This window comes from Devosia insulae DS-56 (assembly GCF_000970465.2).
GTDB classification, from domain to species: Bacteria; Pseudomonadota; Alphaproteobacteria; order Rhizobiales; family Devosiaceae; genus Devosia_A; species Devosia_A insulae.
In genome coordinates, this window is record NZ_LAJE02000194.1 from 1 (window position 1) to 15,043 (window position 15,043).

Genomic DNA, 15,043 nt, shown 5'->3' on the forward strand with positions numbered 1-15,043 from the left:
TCGCCTCGCATGTCCAGCGCGACGCCTTCCTCTACGCTTTCGTCGATAGCTACAACAAAACCCGCCTCAGGTGCCTCGACTACAAGGCACCAGCCGAGGCCCTCGCCAACCTCACGGGACACAACACGAAGGCGGGGACCCAGTGCGATCTCTCCGCGTCCGCTAGTGTCGCAGCATCCCACTAGGTTCCCGCCTTCGCGGGAATGACGCCGGTGGGTGGGCACGTCCCAGCTTTCGCTGGGATGACACCGAGCTAAGCCTAAAAGTCACTGGATTTCGGCATCGGCATCGCTATGTTCCCGCGCCAGCCAAATCCAAAGAGCCCCGCATGCGCACCCGTATTGCCGCCCTTACTGCCACCCTTCTGGCCGCCCTCGTCCTTGCTGCTGTTCCCGCCTCCGCCGCCGGTCTCGACGGCATGGGCAAGGCGATCTTCGGCAACAGCTTCAACTTCAGCAAAGCCAACCTCGAGAAGGCGCCGGTCAAGGCAATCGGGGTCGGCAAGCTGACGGTGCAGTTGCAGCGCACCAAGCTCAAGGACGTGCAGAAAGCCTTCGGTGGCACCATCCAGCGCGGCGGCGACGGCGCCGGCCGCGCCGACTGGCTGTGCTACGGCGCTGAAGGCGCCAATGTGTGGTTCATCTCGAACGCACTGGGCGGCTACGAGTTCGTCATGATGGTGGCCGCGGAGGCCGCCAGCAAGCCGTCGAAGAGCTGCGACGCGGCGCCGGCGGGCCTCAGCGCTCCCAATTTCGGCATCCCCGGCCTTGGCGCCTCGACCGCCGAGCTCAAGGCGACTTTCGGCGCCGCCTCGGGCAACAAGATCGCCTACCGCTCCGACCGCCCGGGTGGCTATTCGGACATCGCGCAGTATATCGGCTACGTGATCAAGAGCGGCAAAGTCGCCGGCATCGGCATCGGCGAGACCTCGGTGCAGACGGCGCATTAGGCGACGTGGCCGGTATCGCCTGCCCATGCTGCGCATATTTGACGCTGGGCGATCGAGGTGGGTTCGAGATATGCCCAGTATGCTATTGGGAGGATGACGGCCAGGACGACGCGGATGCCGATGTCGTCCGGGGTGGGCCTAATGCCAGCCTGTCGCTAACGCAGGCGAGACAGAATTTCCTGCTGTATGGGGCCTGCGAGCAGAGATTTCGAGAGCATGTGCGCGGGCCACTCCCCACCGAGCGAACTCTGCACTAGGCCAACCGACGACTAGGCCAACAGCGCCTGGAAGTGCCAGTCGGGGAACATCTTGGCCATCTTGCTGACGGTGCGGAAGGTGGTGCGCACCACCATGATCGAGCGATCCGGCCGGAGACTGACCACGTGAGGTGAGGGCACGCGTTGCACGGCGCCCTGATCGAACATGTAGAAGCGGTGGACTTCCGCGGCCGGGATGTGGACAACGAAGGTGGTCATGGCCGCCCTTCTGCCACGACGACCGTCTCCATAAACTTACGGTTTATGTGCAATTTTGCGCGAGTTCAGCGACTGCTCGTTAGCTCGCAACGGGCACCCGGCACACCGCTTCAACATTGTGCCCGTCGGGGTCGATCACGAACGCCGCATAGTAGTCCGGCCCATATTCGCGCAAGCCCGGTGGGCCATTGTCGCGGCCGCCAGCCGCCAATGCGGCAGCATAGAACTGGTCGACCTGCTCCCACGTCTCCGACTTGAATGCCAAGTGGATGGGGCCGGGAACCGCCCCTCCTGAGCCGAACCAGAACTGCGGCTTGCCGTTTGCACCCAGCATCGCCCAGTTCTCGCCGCCGAACAGCGCGACGATCCCTAGAGGCTCGAGTGCGCGGACGTAGAAGTCCCGGCTCCGTGCGAAGTCAGTCACGTTCAGCCCGATATGGTCGAAGATCATCCACCTCTCCTCACGCTCAGCCCGGCAGCTCCACCACCGCCCGCACACCTGGTGCATTGTCCTCGAGCCGCAGCTCGCCCTTATGCAGCTGCGCCACCGCCGCCACCAGTGACAGTCCCAACCCGGACCCCGGCTCGGTGCGGCTCTTTTCCAGCCGCACGAAGCGTTCAACCACCCTGCCCCGGTCTTCCGCGGCGATGCCCGGGCCGTTATCGGCCACCTCGATGCGCACCTTGCTGCCGTCGCGCCTGAGGCTCACATTTATCCGCCCGGCCTTGCCCTCGGCTGGTTCATAGTATTTCAGCGCGTTCTCGATCAGGTTGACCAGCGCCTGCCCGAGCAGTTCGCGGTTGCCATTGATCCTGATGCCCTCGGCGATGTCGGTCTCGAGCGTCAGCCCCTCCTCCTCGGCCAGCGGGCCGTAGAGCTCGGCGACATCGGTCACCACGGCGCTCAGGTCGATCTCGCTCAGCGCTCCTGACGGAGTTCCGGCCTCGGCGCGGGCGATCATCAGCAGCGCGTTGAAGGTCTTGATGAGCTTGTCGCTCTCCTCGATCGTCGTTTCGAGCGCCTGTTTGCGCGTCTCCTCGCCCTGGCCATCGCGCAGCGCCGATTCTGCCTGGCTGCGCAGCCGGGTCAGCGGGGTCTTGAGATCGTGCGCGACATTGTCCGTTACCTCCTTCATCCCCTGCATCAGCTTTTCGATGCGATCGAGCATGAGGTTGAGGTTGGTGGCGAGCGCATCGAACTCATCGTTCCGCCTGGTCACCGGGACGCGTTCGCTGAGGTTCCCTGACATGATCTTGTTGGAGGTCGACGAGATGGTGTCGATGCGGCGCAGCACGCGCACCGCGGTCAGCACCCCCGCGACCAGCGAGAACAGCAGGATGCCGCCGGCACCCACCGCGAACCATTGCAGCACGATGGCGGTAAAGCCGCGCCGCTCCACCACGTCGCGCCCGACCACCAGGATCAGCCCGCTGGGCAGCTTCTCCGACCGCACCATGGCATAGCCCTGGCGCTGTGGCGCCGCGTCGTCGGCCTCGCTGTCGGGATCGTCGAACAGCCGGGGCTTGGAGTAGTTGAAGCTGTAGGTGCCGGGCTCGGCCAGCACTTCGGGCGGCAGGTCGGTGACGTTGCCGACGATCAGCTGGCCCGAGGGATCGGCGACATAATAGATGCCCGGTCCCGGCTGGCTTGCCAGCCGCTGCACCGCGATGATGGTGGCGCGAAAGCCGCCGTCGCTGTCGAGGCGCTTGAACTGCATCGTCTCGCGGTCGATGGCGTCGGTCTGCTGGCGCTGCAGCTGCACCGAGGTCTGCCAGGTGATCAGTCCGAGCAGCACCACTGCAAAGATCACGAAGATTGCGATGAACAGCGCGGTGAGGCGCACAGTGGTGGTGCGCCAGAGCTGAGCGAGCCGGAACATGTCAGTCGCGGATCATGTAGCCCGCGCCGCGGATGGTGTGCAGCAGCGGGTTGGCGTGGCCCTTGTCGATCTTGGCGCGGAGCCGCGACATGTGCACGTCGATGACGTTGGTCTGGGGGTCGAAGTGATAGTCCCAGACATTCTCGAGCAGCATGGTACGGGTCACCACCTTGCCGGCATTCTTCATCAGGTATTCGAGCAGGCGAAACTCGCGCGGCTGCAGCAGGATCTGCTCGCCATCGCGCTCCACCTTGCGGCTGAGACGATCGAGCGCCAGTCCGCCGACCTCAAAACTGGTCGCGGCCTCGGCCGGCGACGAACGTCGCGCCAGCACCTCGACCCGGGCCAGCAGTTCGGTGAAGGCATAGGGCTTGACCAGATAGTCGTCGCCACCGGCGCGCAACCCGGTGACCCGATCGTCGACTTCGCCCAGCGCCGAGAGGATCAGCACCGGGGTCTTGTCATCTTCGGCGCGCAGGCTCTCGATGATCGAGAGGCCATCGCGGCGCGGCAGCATGCGGTCGACCACCAGCACATCGTAATCCATCGACGAGGCCATGGCGTAGCCGGTCTCGCCGTCACTGGCGTGGTGGGTGATGTGACCGGCCTCGTCAAGCGCCTGGATCAGGTAGCTCGCCGCCTCGCGGTCGTCTTCGATCAGCAGAATTTTCATGTCACCGACCCTAAGCGAATAGCGAGTAGCGAGTTGCGAGTAGAGAGCGCTGCGGCCACTTCTATTCGCCATTCGCTACTCGCTATTCGCTTCGAGAAAAAGGGCCCCGGAGCATGTGCCCCGGAGCCCGTGTGGTTGTTACGAGTTGGACTCGGTGATCGGCAGGCCGATGAAGCGGGTATTGCCGTCACGCTGCGCCTTGACCAGGGCAGTGCTGCGGCCGGCATCCTTGACGCCCTGCACGGCCTTCTCGAAGTCGGCGACCGACGACACGGCCTGGTTGTTGACCTCGAGGATGGTGTCGCCCACGGCAAAGCCCTTCTCGGCGGCGGACGAGTTCGGATCGACGTCCTGGATCAGGAGGCCTTCACCGCCCGAGTTCGGCACGAGCGTCAGGCCGACGCTGGTCGGAGCCGGAGCGGCCGGTTCCTCGGCGGGAGCCTGCTGCTGCTCTTCGGACGGCTTGGCCGCCTCTTCGAGCTTGCCCAGGGTCACCGAGATCTTCTGCTCCTTGCCGTCGCGCCAGACCGTCAGTTCGACCGCGGTTGACGGGTTCTTGCCGGCAATGGTGCGGCTCAGGTCGAGGGCGTTGGTGACCGCCTTGCCGTCAACGGCGGTGATCACGTCGCCGGACTTCACGCCAGCCTTATCGGCCGGGCTGTCCTTGGTCGGCTCGGTGACGAGCGCACCAGCCGCATCCTTCAGGCCGACGCTGTCGGCGATGTCGCGGCTGACGTCCTGGATGCCGACGCCGAGGAAGCCGCGGGTCACGCTGCCACTCTGGATCAGCTGGCCGGTAACCTGCTTGACGACGCTGGCCGGGATAGCGAAGGCGATGCCGACATTGCCGCCATTGGGGGAGAAGATGGCGGTGTTCACGCCAACCACTTCACCCTGGAGGTTGAAGTCGGGGCCACCGGAGTTGCCGGTGTTCACCGCCGCGTCGATCTGCAGGAAATCACCATAGGCCGAACCGGCGATGTCGCGGCCACGGGCCGAAACGATACCGGCGGTCACGGTGCCACCGAGGCCAAACGGGTTGCCGACGGCCACCACCCACTCGCCGACGCGCACTTCAGTGTCGGCCAGCTTGACGAATGGCAGGTCGGTGACGCCATCGACCTTCACCACCGCGAGATCGGTCTTCTCGTCGGTGCCGATCACCTTGGCGGTCATTTCCTTGCCGTCGTCGAACACCACGGTCACCTTGTCGGCGTTTTCGACGACGTGGTTGTTGGTGACGATGTAGCCATCAGCCGAGATGGCGAAGCCAGAACCGGCCGCCATGAACTTGCGCGGCGCCTGCGGACGCGCCTGGCTGTCACCCTGGCCACCACGGCCACCCTGGCCGAACTGCTCGCCGAACTGGTCCATGAAGTCCTTGAACGGATGATCATTGGGCAGGTCGGGGAAATCGAACTTGAACTGCGGACCACCGCGCTGCAGCTGGCGAGAATCTTCCTTCTCGCCACCCTCGACGATGATCGAGACCACCGCCGGCTTTACCGCCTCGACAAGGTCGGCGAAGTTCGGGGCGTTGGTCACGGCCGGCGCGGTGATCTGCGCGGCGGGGACCAGGGTGGCGGTCTGCGCCGTAGAGGGAGCGGTCGCCGCGACGAAGGCGGTACCACCACCGATGCCGGCGAGGATCGCCAGAGCCGAAGCCCCGAGCCAGCGGCGAGCGTTGAACTTAGTCGAGGGCATGATGATCTCCTTCAGTCAGGCACTCTTGATGGCCGAGAGATATGGAGCCCACCGCCTTTCTGCACCGTGACCCGGGCGTTAATTATCGGTAATGTTTCCGAACATTGCCGAAGCTTCAGAACAGTGCTTCGCGCAGCAGATCGAGCGCCACCAGGGTCAGCACCAGCTTGAATCCCCAGCGAAACACCGCCTCCGGCACCTTCACCAGCAGCCGGCTGCCGATCGCCGTGCCGACGAAACCCGAGGCGATCATGGCGAGGATCAACGGCAGGTAGACGGCGAAGGCGAAGCCGAGCAAGACGAACATCGCCACTTTGAAGCTGTTCTGCAGCGTCATCAGCATGGCGTGCGTGGCGACCAGTTGCCGCCGGTCGGCCAGCCCCTTGATGAACACCGCGACCAGCGGACCGGTGGCGCCCACCACCATCGACACCGCGGCAATGACACCGCCACCAAGCACCTGCGCCAGTCGCGAACGGCCGACCAGCTTTGGCTGCGGCAGCCAGGTGGTGAGCAGCACGAAGACGCCGATAGCGATCTGCAGCGCGGTCGCGGGGAGGAGGCTGGCGAACTGCCCACCAACCACGGTGCCGATCAGCCCACCCAGCGACAGCCACAGCACCAGTGGCCACTGGATGTGCGCCCGCTGCACCAGGGCCCGCCCAGCGTTCGAGCCGAGCTGGATGGCGCCATGCAGCGGCACCACCACCAGCGGCGGGAATACCAGGGCCAGCACCGCCACCATCAGGGTGCCGCCACCCAGCGAGAAGGTCGCGGTGATCAGCGAGGTGACAAAGCTCAGCCCGACGAGCGCCAGCGCCAGGGTCAGATTGAGATCGGCGGGGAGGAAGTCGGTGAGGGACACGGGGAATGGGGTAGCGCTACGTGCCGAGTCGGGACAAGCGGCGAGTCCTGCTCGCTAAGCCCGCTCGTCCTTGGGCGAGCCCAGCACCACGAAGGTGGTGATGGCGCTCACCGTCGGGAGCGTCCCCAGCACGTCGGTGTGAAATGCCTTGTAGGCCTCGATGTCGGCCACCTCGATACGCAGCAGGTATTCGATCGAGCCGGTGACGTTGTGGCACTCGACCACCTCGGGCGACAGCGCCACGGCCTTTTCGAAGTCTTCCTGGCTGGCCTTGGTATGGCTCGACAGGCCCACCGAGACATAGGCCCGAAACCCCGCCCCCAGCCGCGTGCGATCAACCACGGCGCGGTAGCCCTTGATGACGCCACGCCGCTCCAGCTCCTGCACCCGCCTGAGGCAGGCCGAGGGCGACAGCCCTACCCGCTCGGCCAGCCGAACGTTGGAGAGGCGCGCATCGCGATGCAGCTCGCGCAATATCTGTTGGTCGATGCGATCAATGTCGGTCATTTGTTGCACCATACTGCCAACTGGCGCTGCAGATTGCAACACGGCACCGTGTCCGCCGCGGTATTGTTCGGGTATGACCGATCCAGCCATCCTCATTCCGTTCCTGATCTTCTGTGTCGTGCTCACCGGCACGCCTGGGCCCAACAACATGATGGCGCTCGCCTCGGGCGTGCGGGTCGGCGTCCGCCGCTCGATGCCACTGGTCGCCGGCATCGCCGTGGGCGTCGCCCTGCAGCTGATCGCGGTCGGGCTCGGCATCGGCGCGCTGCTGCAGACCTTTCCGGCGCTGCACGATGCGATGCGCTGGGCGGGCGCCGCTTACCTGGTCTGGCTGGCGATCAAGATTGCACGCAGCGGGCCGATCGATGTCGAGGCCAACGAGCGGCCACCGCTCGGCTTTGCCGGCGCCGTTGCCTTTCAGTGGATCAACCCCAAGGCCTGGGCGATCACCACCGGCGCCGCCGCCACCTATCTGCCGGCCGACGGCTATGCGCTGAACCTGGCGCTCGCCGCGGCCGCGATGGCGCTGATCTCGATCCCCTGCGTTGCCGTCTGGTCAGCCGGCGGCGCCGTGCTGCGCCGCTTCCTGATGCAGCCGGCCTATGCCACGGCGTTCAACATCGGCGCGGCGGTGCTGCTGGTCGCAGCGACGGTGCCGATCTTGTTCGGGGCGCACTGAGCTCAGCGCTCCAGTTCCTCGAGCGCCTTGGCCTCGTCGTCGGTCAGTGCGGTCTGCCCGGCGGCGCGTTTGCGCCGCGCGCCGATGAACACCACGATGCCGCCGATCACCAGCACGGCCGGCGCCGCGATCCACAGCAGCACCGTGTGAGGGGCCATCACCGGGTTGAGCAGCACATATTCGCCATAGCGCGCGACGAGATAATCCCGCACCTGCTGGTCGCTATCCCCCGCGGTCAGGCGCTCGCGCACCAGGACGCGCAGGTCGTGCGCCAGGTCGGCATCGGAATCGTCGATCGACTGGTTCTGGCAGACGAGGCAGCGCAAGCCTTCCGAGATCGCCCGGGCCCGGGTTTCGAGCACCGGATCGGCCAGCACCTCGTCGGGCCGCACTGCCAGCGCGGGGGCGCTCAGCAGCACCAGCAGAATGAGGGCAACGAGCGCCCTCATTCGGCGGCGGCCCGGGCGGAGGCCGGCCGCGGCGCGCCGACGCGCAGGCGGCGATAGCTCAGCGACAGGAAGCCGGCGCCGGCCATCATCAGGCAACCGAGCCAGATCAGCGTGACATAGGGCTTGTACCAGAGCCGCACCACCGACTTGCCGTCGGCCTGCGGCTCGCCCAGCTGCACGTAGAGCTGGCTGAAGCCGTAGGTCTCGATCGCCGCCTCGGTGGTCGGCTGACCGCTGGCATTGTAGACGCGCCGCTCGGCCAGCGCCGTACGCACCCCACCGCCCGGCGCCCGGATGGCGAAGCGGCCGGTGTCGGAGACGAAGTTCGGCCCCTCGACATGCTCCATGCCATCGAACGTCACCTGGTGTTCGGCGATCACTACGCCTTCACCCGGCACCATGGTGGTGACCAGTTCCTGCTGCCAGGCGCTGGCGGCGACGACGCCGATCACCGTGACGCCGATGCCGAAATGGGCGATCGCCGTCGACCAGGCGGTGCGCGGCAGGCCGAACAGCCGCTTGAACGAGGTGACGACATCGGTGCGGAAGAACTTTGCCCGGTCGACCAGTTCGGCCAGCGCCCCGAACGCCACCCAGAAGCCGAGCAGCAACCCGAGCGGCGCCAGTGATACCTCACCGCCGGTGAGGGCAAAGCACAGCACCGCAGCGAACAGCGCCAGCCCGGCCGCGCCGGCGAGCCGCTGCGTCACCGCGATCAGATCACCGCGCTTCCAGGCGAGGAACGGCCCGAACGGCAGGACGATCAACAGCGGCGCCATGATCACCCCGAAGGTCAGGTTGAAGAACGGCTCGCCCACCGAGATGGTCTCGCCGACCAGCGCGTCGAGCAGCAGCGGGTAGAGCGTTCCCACCAGCACGGCCACAGTGGCGGTGGCGAGGAACAGGTTGTTGAGGATCAGCGCGCCCTCGCGGCTGATCGGGGCGAACAGCCCACCCACCCGGAGCGTCGAAGCGCGGAAGGCAAACAGCGAAAAGGCCCCGCCGATGAACAGGGCGAGCAGCGCCAGGATCACCATGCCGCGGGTCGGGTCGGAGGCGAAGGTGTGCACCGAGGTGAGGATGCCCGAGCGCACCATGAAGGTCCCGAGCAGGCTCAGCGAAAAGGTGATGATGGCGAGAAAGATGGTCCAGATCTTCAGCGCATTGCGCTTTTCCATCACCAGCGCCGAATGGAGCAGCGCGGTGCCGGCGAGCCACGGCATGAAGCTGGCATTCTCCACCGGATCCCAGAACCACCAGCCGCCCCAGCCGAGTTCGTAATAGGCCCAGTAGGAGCCCATGGCGATGCCGAGGGTCAAAAAGCACCAGCTGAGCAGCGTCCATGGCCGCACCCAGCGAGCCCAGGCGGCATCGATGCGGCCCGAGATCAGCGCCGCCATGGCGAAGCTGAAGCAGACCGAAAAGCCGACATAGCCGAGGTAGAGCAGCGGTGGATGGATGGCGAGGCCGATATCCTGGAGGATCGGGTTGAGGTCCTGCCCCTCGAACGGCGCCGGCGACAGACGGAGGAACGGGTTCGAGGTGAAGAGTGTGAAGCCGGTGAAGGCCGCCGCGATCAGGCTCTGCACCGCCAGCACCAGGGTCAGCAGGTCCTTGGGCAGGTTCCGGCCGAAGGCGGCGACGGCGGCGCCCATGATCACCAGGATCAGCACCCAGAGCAGCATCGAGCCTTCATGGTTGCCCCAAACGGCAGTGATCTTGAAGATCAGCGGCTGCGCCGAATTGGCGTGCTCATAGGCGAGCTTCAGTGAAAAATCGGAGACGACAAAGGCCTGGATCAGCGCCGCGAACGACGCCGCCACCAGCACGAACTGCAGCACCGCGCCCTGCTGCAGATAGCCAGCCAGCACCTCGCGCTTCCAGAAGATCAGCCCGACGATCGCCGAGATGGTCGAGATGGCAAAGGCGAGGACGAGGGCGAAATGGCCGAGTTCGATGCTCATGCGTGGGCTCCCGAGGCAAGGGGTGCCAAGACTGAAGCAGACGGCCCCCTCCCATCCTCCCCCACAAGGGGGGAGGTGCCGGCCGGTGCGCTTGGCACGATCGAGCCGCAATCTCGACTCTTCACCTCCCCCCTTGTGGGGGAGGCCGGGAGGGGGCCGTCTGTCTCAGTCAGCACCCTCACAGCGGAGCTCCCTCGCGCTGCCATTCGCCGCGCTTCTTCAGCTCTTCTACCAGCTCCTTGGGCATATAGTTCTCGTCGTGCTTGGCCAGCACGTTCGTCGCGGCGAAGCTGCCGTCCGCCGTGACGCTACCCTCGATCACCACGCCCTGCCCCTCGCGGAACAGATCGGGCAACAACCCGACATAGTGCGTCGCCATCTCGGTCTGGCCATCGGTCACCACGAAGTCGGAGGTCTCGCCGACGCGCTTCCAGGACCCCTCCTTCACCAGGCCGCCCAGGCGAATTGAGGTGCCTGCAGCGATGGCCTTTTCGTGGATCTCGCTTGGCGAATAGAAAAACACGATCTGGTCGCGCATGGCCACGAAGATCAGCGTCGCCGCGAGGGCAAGGACGGCACCGAGTCCGGCGATGATGGCTAAGCGTTTCTGCTTACGAGTCAATTACTTGCTACCAATCCATTATCCGCTGCGAGAACATCGAGTTCCGCGCGATCGCCCGCCGCCGGGTAGGCCTTGCGGGCCGCATCATAGGCCGTTTGCGCCAACTCCGTCTGCCCGAGCACCAGCCGCGAGCGCACCAGGCGGGTCCATTCGTCGATGGTGCCACCGCTCTGGTTGAGCCGGCTCGAGAGACCCTCGACCATCGCAGCGATGTCGGCATTGGCCGGCATGTCGCCGCCCAGCCCGGCTTCCGCCGCAGCCAGGCCGGCCTCGGCATTGGCCAGCCAGGTCTCGCCGCCTTTGCTGAGCTTCAGCAGCCCCTGCCATCCGGCTTTGGCGGTGGCGAAATCGCCCTCGCGCATTGCCTCGCTGGCGAGATAGTAGCGCGAGCGCACATGGGTGACGTCGCGGTTCGAAGCGCTGCGGAACAACGCCAGCGGCTCGCCGGCGGCACTGCCACTATTGGCCATCATCAGCGCTTCGCCGAGGTCGGTCTCGCGGTCGGCGGTCGGTCCGTCGAGCTCGATCGCCTTGCGCAGCGCGTTGGCGGCGTCGGCAAAGCGCCCCATCTGCATGTAAGCCGGGGCGATCACCGTCCAGCCGCGCAGGTCCTCGGGCTTGGCCTTCAGCTGCGCCTCGATCCGAGCGATGGCATCGTCGAGCGTCATTTCCGGCGGTGGCACGTCCTGCCGTTCGGCCAGCGGTTGCGCCGGCAGGTCGGGGCGACCGAGCGCGCCATAGACGCCGAATGCCAGCACCGCTGTGATTACCGCCGCCACCGCGACGATGCCGCGGCGGGCGCCCGAGTCGGTGGCTGCCTTCGTCGTCGCCTTCAAGCGCATCAGCTCCCGCGCCAGTTCGCCCTTCGCTGCCGTCGCTTCGGCCGCGCCGAGCCGACCCAGAGCGAGGTCGGACTCGATCTCTTTGAGCTGCAGCTTCAGGTGCGCCAGCTCAGGGCTGTCTACAACAGCGGCAGTCGCGTTGACCCTTCGCCCGGCCCCCGCATAATAGAGGGCGGCGCAGGCGACGGCAGTGACCACAAAAGCGAGCGACCAAAATATCATGTGCAGGGCTCTGCCTCATGCGAAGGTGCGGAAACGCGCCCGATCTATAAAGGCATTCGGGCAATTTATGCACCCGCACACACCGATGTGTGGGAGGCGCATTGCCGCAGCCCGCACGATGGTTCGCTGATCCCATGGCCGATGACAGTTACGACTATCTGGTGCTCGGCTCCACCCCGCTTCCCGGGCTGCTGGCGGGCCTGCTCGCCGTCGAGCACAAACGACGCGTCTGCCTTGTCGGCGAACCGTTCTCGCCGTTCCGCCTGCAGCGCAGCATCGATATCTCGATCGCGCCGGTCACCCGTCCCGAGACACTGCTGCTGCTGAAGCGCACGGCCGCTGAGACCAGCAAGCTGATCAGCAGCTGGGGCAAGGGCCTCATCAGCCGCGTCGATCCGCTGCTGGTTGCCGAAACGGCTGAGAGCATCGCTGCCCTCGGGCATTTCCGCCATCTCGCCATCGCGCTCGGCTATGCGGTCGAGCCGGTTGCCGATCGGGCCATTGCCGAGGGGGTAATGCTGAGGGTGCGCGATGTGCAGTTGCTCGGCCATGGCCGGTTCGAGCCGGCGCTCGAAAGCTGGCTGACCAAGCACGAGGTGCGCCACCTCGATCGCGCCGATACCGAATTGACGCTGCGCAAGGATGGGACCGCCCGCATCGTCCATAATGGCCGCAGCGTCGAGGCGGCCCAGGTGATCCTCGCCGGCGACGACGCTGTGCTCGAGCACCTGCCGGAAGAGGCGCGCGACCGCAGCCTCGAGGGCGTGCCCGGCGCCGCCATGCTGCTCGATGCGGCCAAGCCTCTCCCCGCCCCTTACGTGTCGTTCCTCGATCGCGGCGTGACGCTGGTGCAGGATGGCAAGGTCAGCGTCTCGGCGCTGCTCGCCGGCGATCCCGCCACCGCCCGCGTCCGGCTCGGCAGCGCGGTCTCCCGCGGCGATGCGCTGCGGCTCGCCGGAGAAACCGTGGTCAACACTCTGCGTACCAGTGATGGAGCGCCCTTCATCGGGCTGGCACGTGGCCACAAGGCGATGGTCATCGCCGCTCTCGGTCCGGTCGCCGCCTTTCTTGCGCCGGCGCTGGCCCGCCATATTGCCGGGACCGCCCCGTCCGACGAGGCGGAATGGTTCGCGGCACGTGGCCCGACGCGCGGCAACCAACGCCTCCTCGCCGCCGACTATCTGGCGGTGCCAGCGTGAGCGAGCATCCCAACCGCCTCCCCGCCGATGCGCCGCACGGCCTCGGCGGCGCCGAGCTCGACCGCAAGGCGCCGCTGCAGTTCCGCCTTAACGGCCGGATCATCCACGGCTTTGCCGGCGATACAGTGTTTTCCGCCGCGCTGGCCAACGGCCTCCAGATCGCTGGCCGCCACGGCGATGAAGCGCTGGCGCTCGACGAGGGCTTTGCACCGCTGGTGAGCTCAGGCAAAGGCGGCGCGCTGCCGATGGAGCGCACCCCGGCCCTCGCCGGGCTCGACCTCGTCACCATTGGGGCGCGGCGCGATCCGATCGCCTCGGGCGGCCTGTTCGGGGCGCTGCGGCACAAGTTGCTCGGCCCGGCGCGCACCCTCAACCACCGCTTCGGCGACACGCCGCTCGTGAGCCCGGCCTGGCACAATGGCGCGGTCGACGAGACCATCGAGACCGATTTCGCCATCGTCGGCGGCGGCGTCGCGGGGCTGAGCGCGGCGGCAGCCGCCTCGGCCGCCGGCAAGCGCGCCGTGCTGATCGAACGCACCCAAAGCCTCGGCGGCACCATCCGCTATTTCGGCGCGGTCGATGCCGAAGCTTCGCCGGACACCATGATCGAACGGCTGATCGCCAGCCTCGACGGCAAGGGCCAGGTCACCCCGCTGATGCGGGCCGAAGCCTTCGCCATTACCGGCACACAACTGAAAGTGCACCAGGTGGTGGTCGAGGCTGGGCGCCCGATGTCGCGCCTCATCGCCGTCGTCGCCAAACATGTCATCCTCGCCACCGGTGCGCTCGAGCGGCTGCCGCTGTTCCCGGGCAACCGCACGCCGGGGATCGTCGGGGCGCTGACCGCGTTCCAGCGCGCCGAACGGTTCGGGGTCTGGCCCGGCCGCCGGGCGCTGTTCACCACCCCCAACAGTTTTGCCTACCGGCTGGCGCTGCACGCTGCCGATGCCGGGGTCGAGGTGCAGCGCATCGTCGACAGCCGGCTCAGCACCACCTCGCGCTTCGTCGATTTCGCCAAGGCGACTGGCATCACGCTTGCTTCGGCGCTGGCTCCCAGCCAGGCCGAACCGCTGGAGCGCAACAAGCCGGGCCTCAGGGTCGGGTTCGCCGTCGCCATCGACGAGATCGCCCAGGATTCGAGCGCCATCGAAACCGACCAACTGGTCGCCGCCGGCGCCTGGCAGCCCGAGATCCTGCTCTGGCTCCGCGCCGGCGGGGCTGCCGCCTGGGACGCGGCAAATGGCTGGCTCGGGCCGCGCGGCACCCTGCCCGCGATCGCGCTGGCCGGCTCGGCCGCGGGCCTCCACACCACCGCTGCGGCGCTCAGCAGCGGCAAGGCGGCCGTCCTCGGCTTCCTTGGGAAAGCTGCTCCGCCGGTGGTCGACGACATCATCGAGGAAGCCTTCGAGACCCCGGACGCCCGCAACCCGGTGGCGCCGTTCCGTCCGTCCGCCCGCGGCGCCACCTATCTCGATCGCGGCCAATCGCTGATCACCCGGCGCGCCGCTGCCGCCAGCAAGCATGGCGTCTCCGGCCTTGCCACGCGCGCCGTGCAGCTTGGGCTGGGCGATATCGCCGCGGCCGTCGATATCGGCGCCATGGCGGCGCGCGACGCCGGCTCGGTCGCCGCCGAGCGCTGCGCCCTGTCGGGCGAGATCAGCGACACCGGCTGGCGCGTCCCGGCGCGGCCCGCGCCGGAGGAGGAGGTGCCGACCCCGCCGGCCTACCTTGCCGGCCGGTTTGGCGATAAACCACAGATCTGGACGCTCACCGCCGCCGACGCCCGCTCGTTCGAGCCCGGCTGCCTCGTCTTCGAGAATTCCGAGCAACGCGACCCGCTCAAGGCCATCGGCGTCACCTACGCCCCGCACCGCCCCGGCGCCAATGGCGGCATCGCGCTGATGGGGAAAGTGCCGGAGGCCGTGGGTGCCTGTCGCGTATACACATCTGCTCATTAAACACCAAAATAACACACCCACACTCGTCATGCAAGTGTCTCTGACGAGACCTCA

Annotated in this window: 17 protein-coding genes; 6 read left to right on the forward strand and 11 right to left on the reverse strand. The window is 66.9% G+C overall.

What is annotated here, in order from left to right; translation table 11 throughout:
- The 3 genes from VW23_RS29330 to VW23_RS29810 form a co-directional block, all read left to right on the forward strand.
- The coding region (locus VW23_RS29330) for a hypothetical protein (protein ID WP_210184496.1) at positions 1 to 185 on the forward strand (185 nt) is incomplete at its 5' end.
- Positions 186 to 328: 143 nt separating this feature from the next.
- A complete protein-coding gene (locus tag VW23_RS13830) occupies positions 329 to 949 on the forward strand; it encodes a hypothetical protein (RefSeq protein ID WP_069910146.1) in 621 nt (206 codons plus the stop codon).
- 5 nt (positions 950 to 954) lie between these two features.
- On the forward strand, positions 955 to 1,206 hold the full coding sequence (locus VW23_RS29810) for a CPCC family cysteine-rich protein (protein WP_201788049.1): 252 nt from the start codon (positions 955 to 957) through the stop codon (positions 1,204 to 1,206).
- 12 nt (positions 1,207 to 1,218) lie between these two features.
- Here the strand turns inward: VW23_RS29810 and VW23_RS13835 are convergent, their stop codons facing one another.
- The 7 genes from VW23_RS13835 to VW23_RS13865 form a co-directional block, all read right to left on the reverse strand.
- Positions 1,219 to 1,425 (reverse strand): hypothetical protein, encoded by a 207-nt coding sequence (locus VW23_RS13835; protein ID WP_069910147.1) that lies wholly within the window; start codon positions 1,423 to 1,425, stop codon positions 1,219 to 1,221.
- Between the two features lie 79 nt (positions 1,426 to 1,504).
- Positions 1,505 to 1,873: a VOC family protein gene (locus VW23_RS13840; protein WP_069910160.1), complete on the reverse strand. Its 369-nt coding sequence runs from the start codon at positions 1,871 to 1,873 to the stop codon at positions 1,505 to 1,507.
- 19 nt (positions 1,874 to 1,892) lie between these two features.
- A complete protein-coding gene (locus tag VW23_RS13845) occupies positions 1,893 to 3,305 on the reverse strand; it encodes a sensor histidine kinase (RefSeq protein WP_069910148.1) in 1,413 nt (470 codons plus the stop codon).
- 1 nt (position 3,306) lies between these two features.
- Positions 3,307 to 3,978: a response regulator transcription factor gene (locus VW23_RS13850; protein ID WP_069910149.1), complete on the reverse strand. Its 672-nt coding sequence runs from the start codon at positions 3,976 to 3,978 to the stop codon at positions 3,307 to 3,309.
- 138 nt (positions 3,979 to 4,116) lie between these two features.
- Entirely contained in the window at positions 4,117 to 5,682 is a 1,566-nt protein-coding gene (locus VW23_RS13855) for a Do family serine endopeptidase (protein WP_069910150.1), read from the reverse strand.
- A gap of 115 nt (positions 5,683 to 5,797) precedes the next feature.
- Positions 5,798 to 6,547, reverse strand: a complete 750-nt coding sequence (locus VW23_RS13860) for a sulfite exporter TauE/SafE family protein (protein ID WP_069910151.1) — start codon at positions 6,545 to 6,547, stop codon at positions 5,798 to 5,800.
- Positions 6,548 to 6,601: 54 nt separating this feature from the next.
- Positions 6,602 to 7,054, reverse strand: coding sequence for an Lrp/AsnC family transcriptional regulator (locus tag VW23_RS13865; RefSeq protein ID WP_069910152.1), 453 nt, complete (start codon positions 7,052 to 7,054; stop codon positions 6,602 to 6,604).
- Between the two features lie 73 nt (positions 7,055 to 7,127).
- Between VW23_RS13865 and VW23_RS13870 the strand changes: the two genes are divergently transcribed.
- On the forward strand, positions 7,128 to 7,733 hold the full coding sequence (locus VW23_RS13870) for a LysE family translocator (RefSeq protein WP_069910153.1): 606 nt from the start codon (positions 7,128 to 7,130) through the stop codon (positions 7,731 to 7,733).
- Between the two features lie 2 nt (positions 7,734 to 7,735).
- Here VW23_RS13870 and VW23_RS13875 read toward each other — a convergent pair whose 3' ends face one another.
- From VW23_RS13875 to ccmI, 4 genes are all read right to left on the reverse strand, one after another.
- Positions 7,736 to 8,182: a cytochrome c-type biogenesis protein gene (locus VW23_RS13875; RefSeq protein WP_069910154.1), complete on the reverse strand. Its 447-nt coding sequence runs from the start codon at positions 8,180 to 8,182 to the stop codon at positions 7,736 to 7,738.
- Positions 8,179 to 10,146 (reverse strand): heme lyase CcmF/NrfE family subunit, encoded by a 1,968-nt coding sequence (locus VW23_RS13880; RefSeq protein WP_069910155.1) that lies wholly within the window; start codon positions 10,144 to 10,146, stop codon positions 8,179 to 8,181. Before VW23_RS13880 ends, VW23_RS13875 begins: the two co-directional genes overlap by 4 nt.
- 178 nt (positions 10,147 to 10,324) lie before the next feature.
- The gene (ccmE, locus tag VW23_RS13885; protein ID WP_069910156.1) at positions 10,325 to 10,768 is read right to left on the reverse strand and encodes a cytochrome c maturation protein CcmE; all 444 of its coding nucleotides are present in this window, start codon (positions 10,766 to 10,768) and stop codon (positions 10,325 to 10,327) included.
- The gene (gene ccmI, locus VW23_RS13890; RefSeq protein ID WP_069910157.1) at positions 10,765 to 11,832 is read right to left on the reverse strand and encodes a c-type cytochrome biogenesis protein CcmI; all 1,068 of its coding nucleotides are present in this window, start codon (positions 11,830 to 11,832) and stop codon (positions 10,765 to 10,767) included. The genes ccmE and ccmI overlap by 4 nt, the downstream gene beginning before the upstream one ends.
- Before the next feature lie 134 nt (positions 11,833 to 11,966).
- Here ccmI and VW23_RS13895 point away from each other — a divergent pair, with 134 nt between their 5' ends.
- Together VW23_RS13895 and VW23_RS13900 are read left to right on the forward strand one after the other, a co-directional pair.
- Positions 11,967 to 13,031, forward strand: coding sequence for an FAD-binding oxidoreductase/lyase (locus VW23_RS13895; protein WP_069910158.1), 1,065 nt, complete (start codon positions 11,967 to 11,969; stop codon positions 13,029 to 13,031).
- Complete coding sequence (locus VW23_RS13900; RefSeq protein ID WP_069910159.1) at positions 13,028 to 14,989, forward strand: FAD-dependent oxidoreductase; 1,962 nt, start codon at positions 13,028 to 13,030, stop codon at positions 14,987 to 14,989. The genes VW23_RS13895 and VW23_RS13900 overlap by 4 nt, the downstream gene beginning before the upstream one ends.
- Positions 14,990 to 15,043 lie beyond the last annotated feature (54 nt).

What these genes read in the sequence shown, in the direction of transcription:
- VW23_RS13870 (WP_069910153.1), top strand. Translation starts at nt 7,128, where the DNA reads ATGACCGATCCAGCCATCCTCATTCCGTTCCTGATCTTCTGTGTCGTG.
- VW23_RS13895 (WP_069910158.1), top strand. Translation starts at nt 11,967, where the DNA reads ATGGCCGATGACAGTTACGACTATCTGGTGCTCGGCTCCACCCCGCTT.
- ccmI (WP_069910157.1), bottom strand. Translation starts at nt 11,832, where the DNA reads ATGATATTTTGGTCGCTCGCTTTTGTGGTCACTGCCGTCGCCTGCGCC.
- VW23_RS13835 (WP_069910147.1), bottom strand. Translation starts at nt 1,425, where the DNA reads ATGACCACCTTCGTTGTCCACATCCCGGCCGCGGAAGTCCACCGCTTC.
- VW23_RS13875 (WP_069910154.1), bottom strand. Translation starts at nt 8,182, where the DNA reads ATGAGGGCGCTCGTTGCCCTCATTCTGCTGGTGCTGCTGAGCGCCCCC.
- VW23_RS13850 (WP_069910149.1), bottom strand. Translation starts at nt 3,978, where the DNA reads ATGAAAATTCTGCTGATCGAAGACGACCGCGAGGCGGCGAGCTACCTG.
- VW23_RS13830 (WP_069910146.1), top strand. Translation starts at nt 329, where the DNA reads ATGCGCACCCGTATTGCCGCCCTTACTGCCACCCTTCTGGCCGCCCTC.
- VW23_RS13845 (WP_069910148.1), bottom strand. Translation starts at nt 3,305, where the DNA reads ATGTTCCGGCTCGCTCAGCTCTGGCGCACCACCACTGTGCGCCTCACC.
- VW23_RS13880 (WP_069910155.1), bottom strand. Translation starts at nt 10,146, where the DNA reads ATGAGCATCGAACTCGGCCATTTCGCCCTCGTCCTCGCCTTTGCCATC.
- VW23_RS13855 (WP_069910150.1), bottom strand. Translation starts at nt 5,682, where the DNA reads ATGCCCTCGACTAAGTTCAACGCTCGCCGCTGGCTCGGGGCTTCGGCT.
- VW23_RS13865 (WP_069910152.1), bottom strand. Translation starts at nt 7,054, where the DNA reads ATGACCGACATTGATCGCATCGACCAACAGATATTGCGCGAGCTGCAT.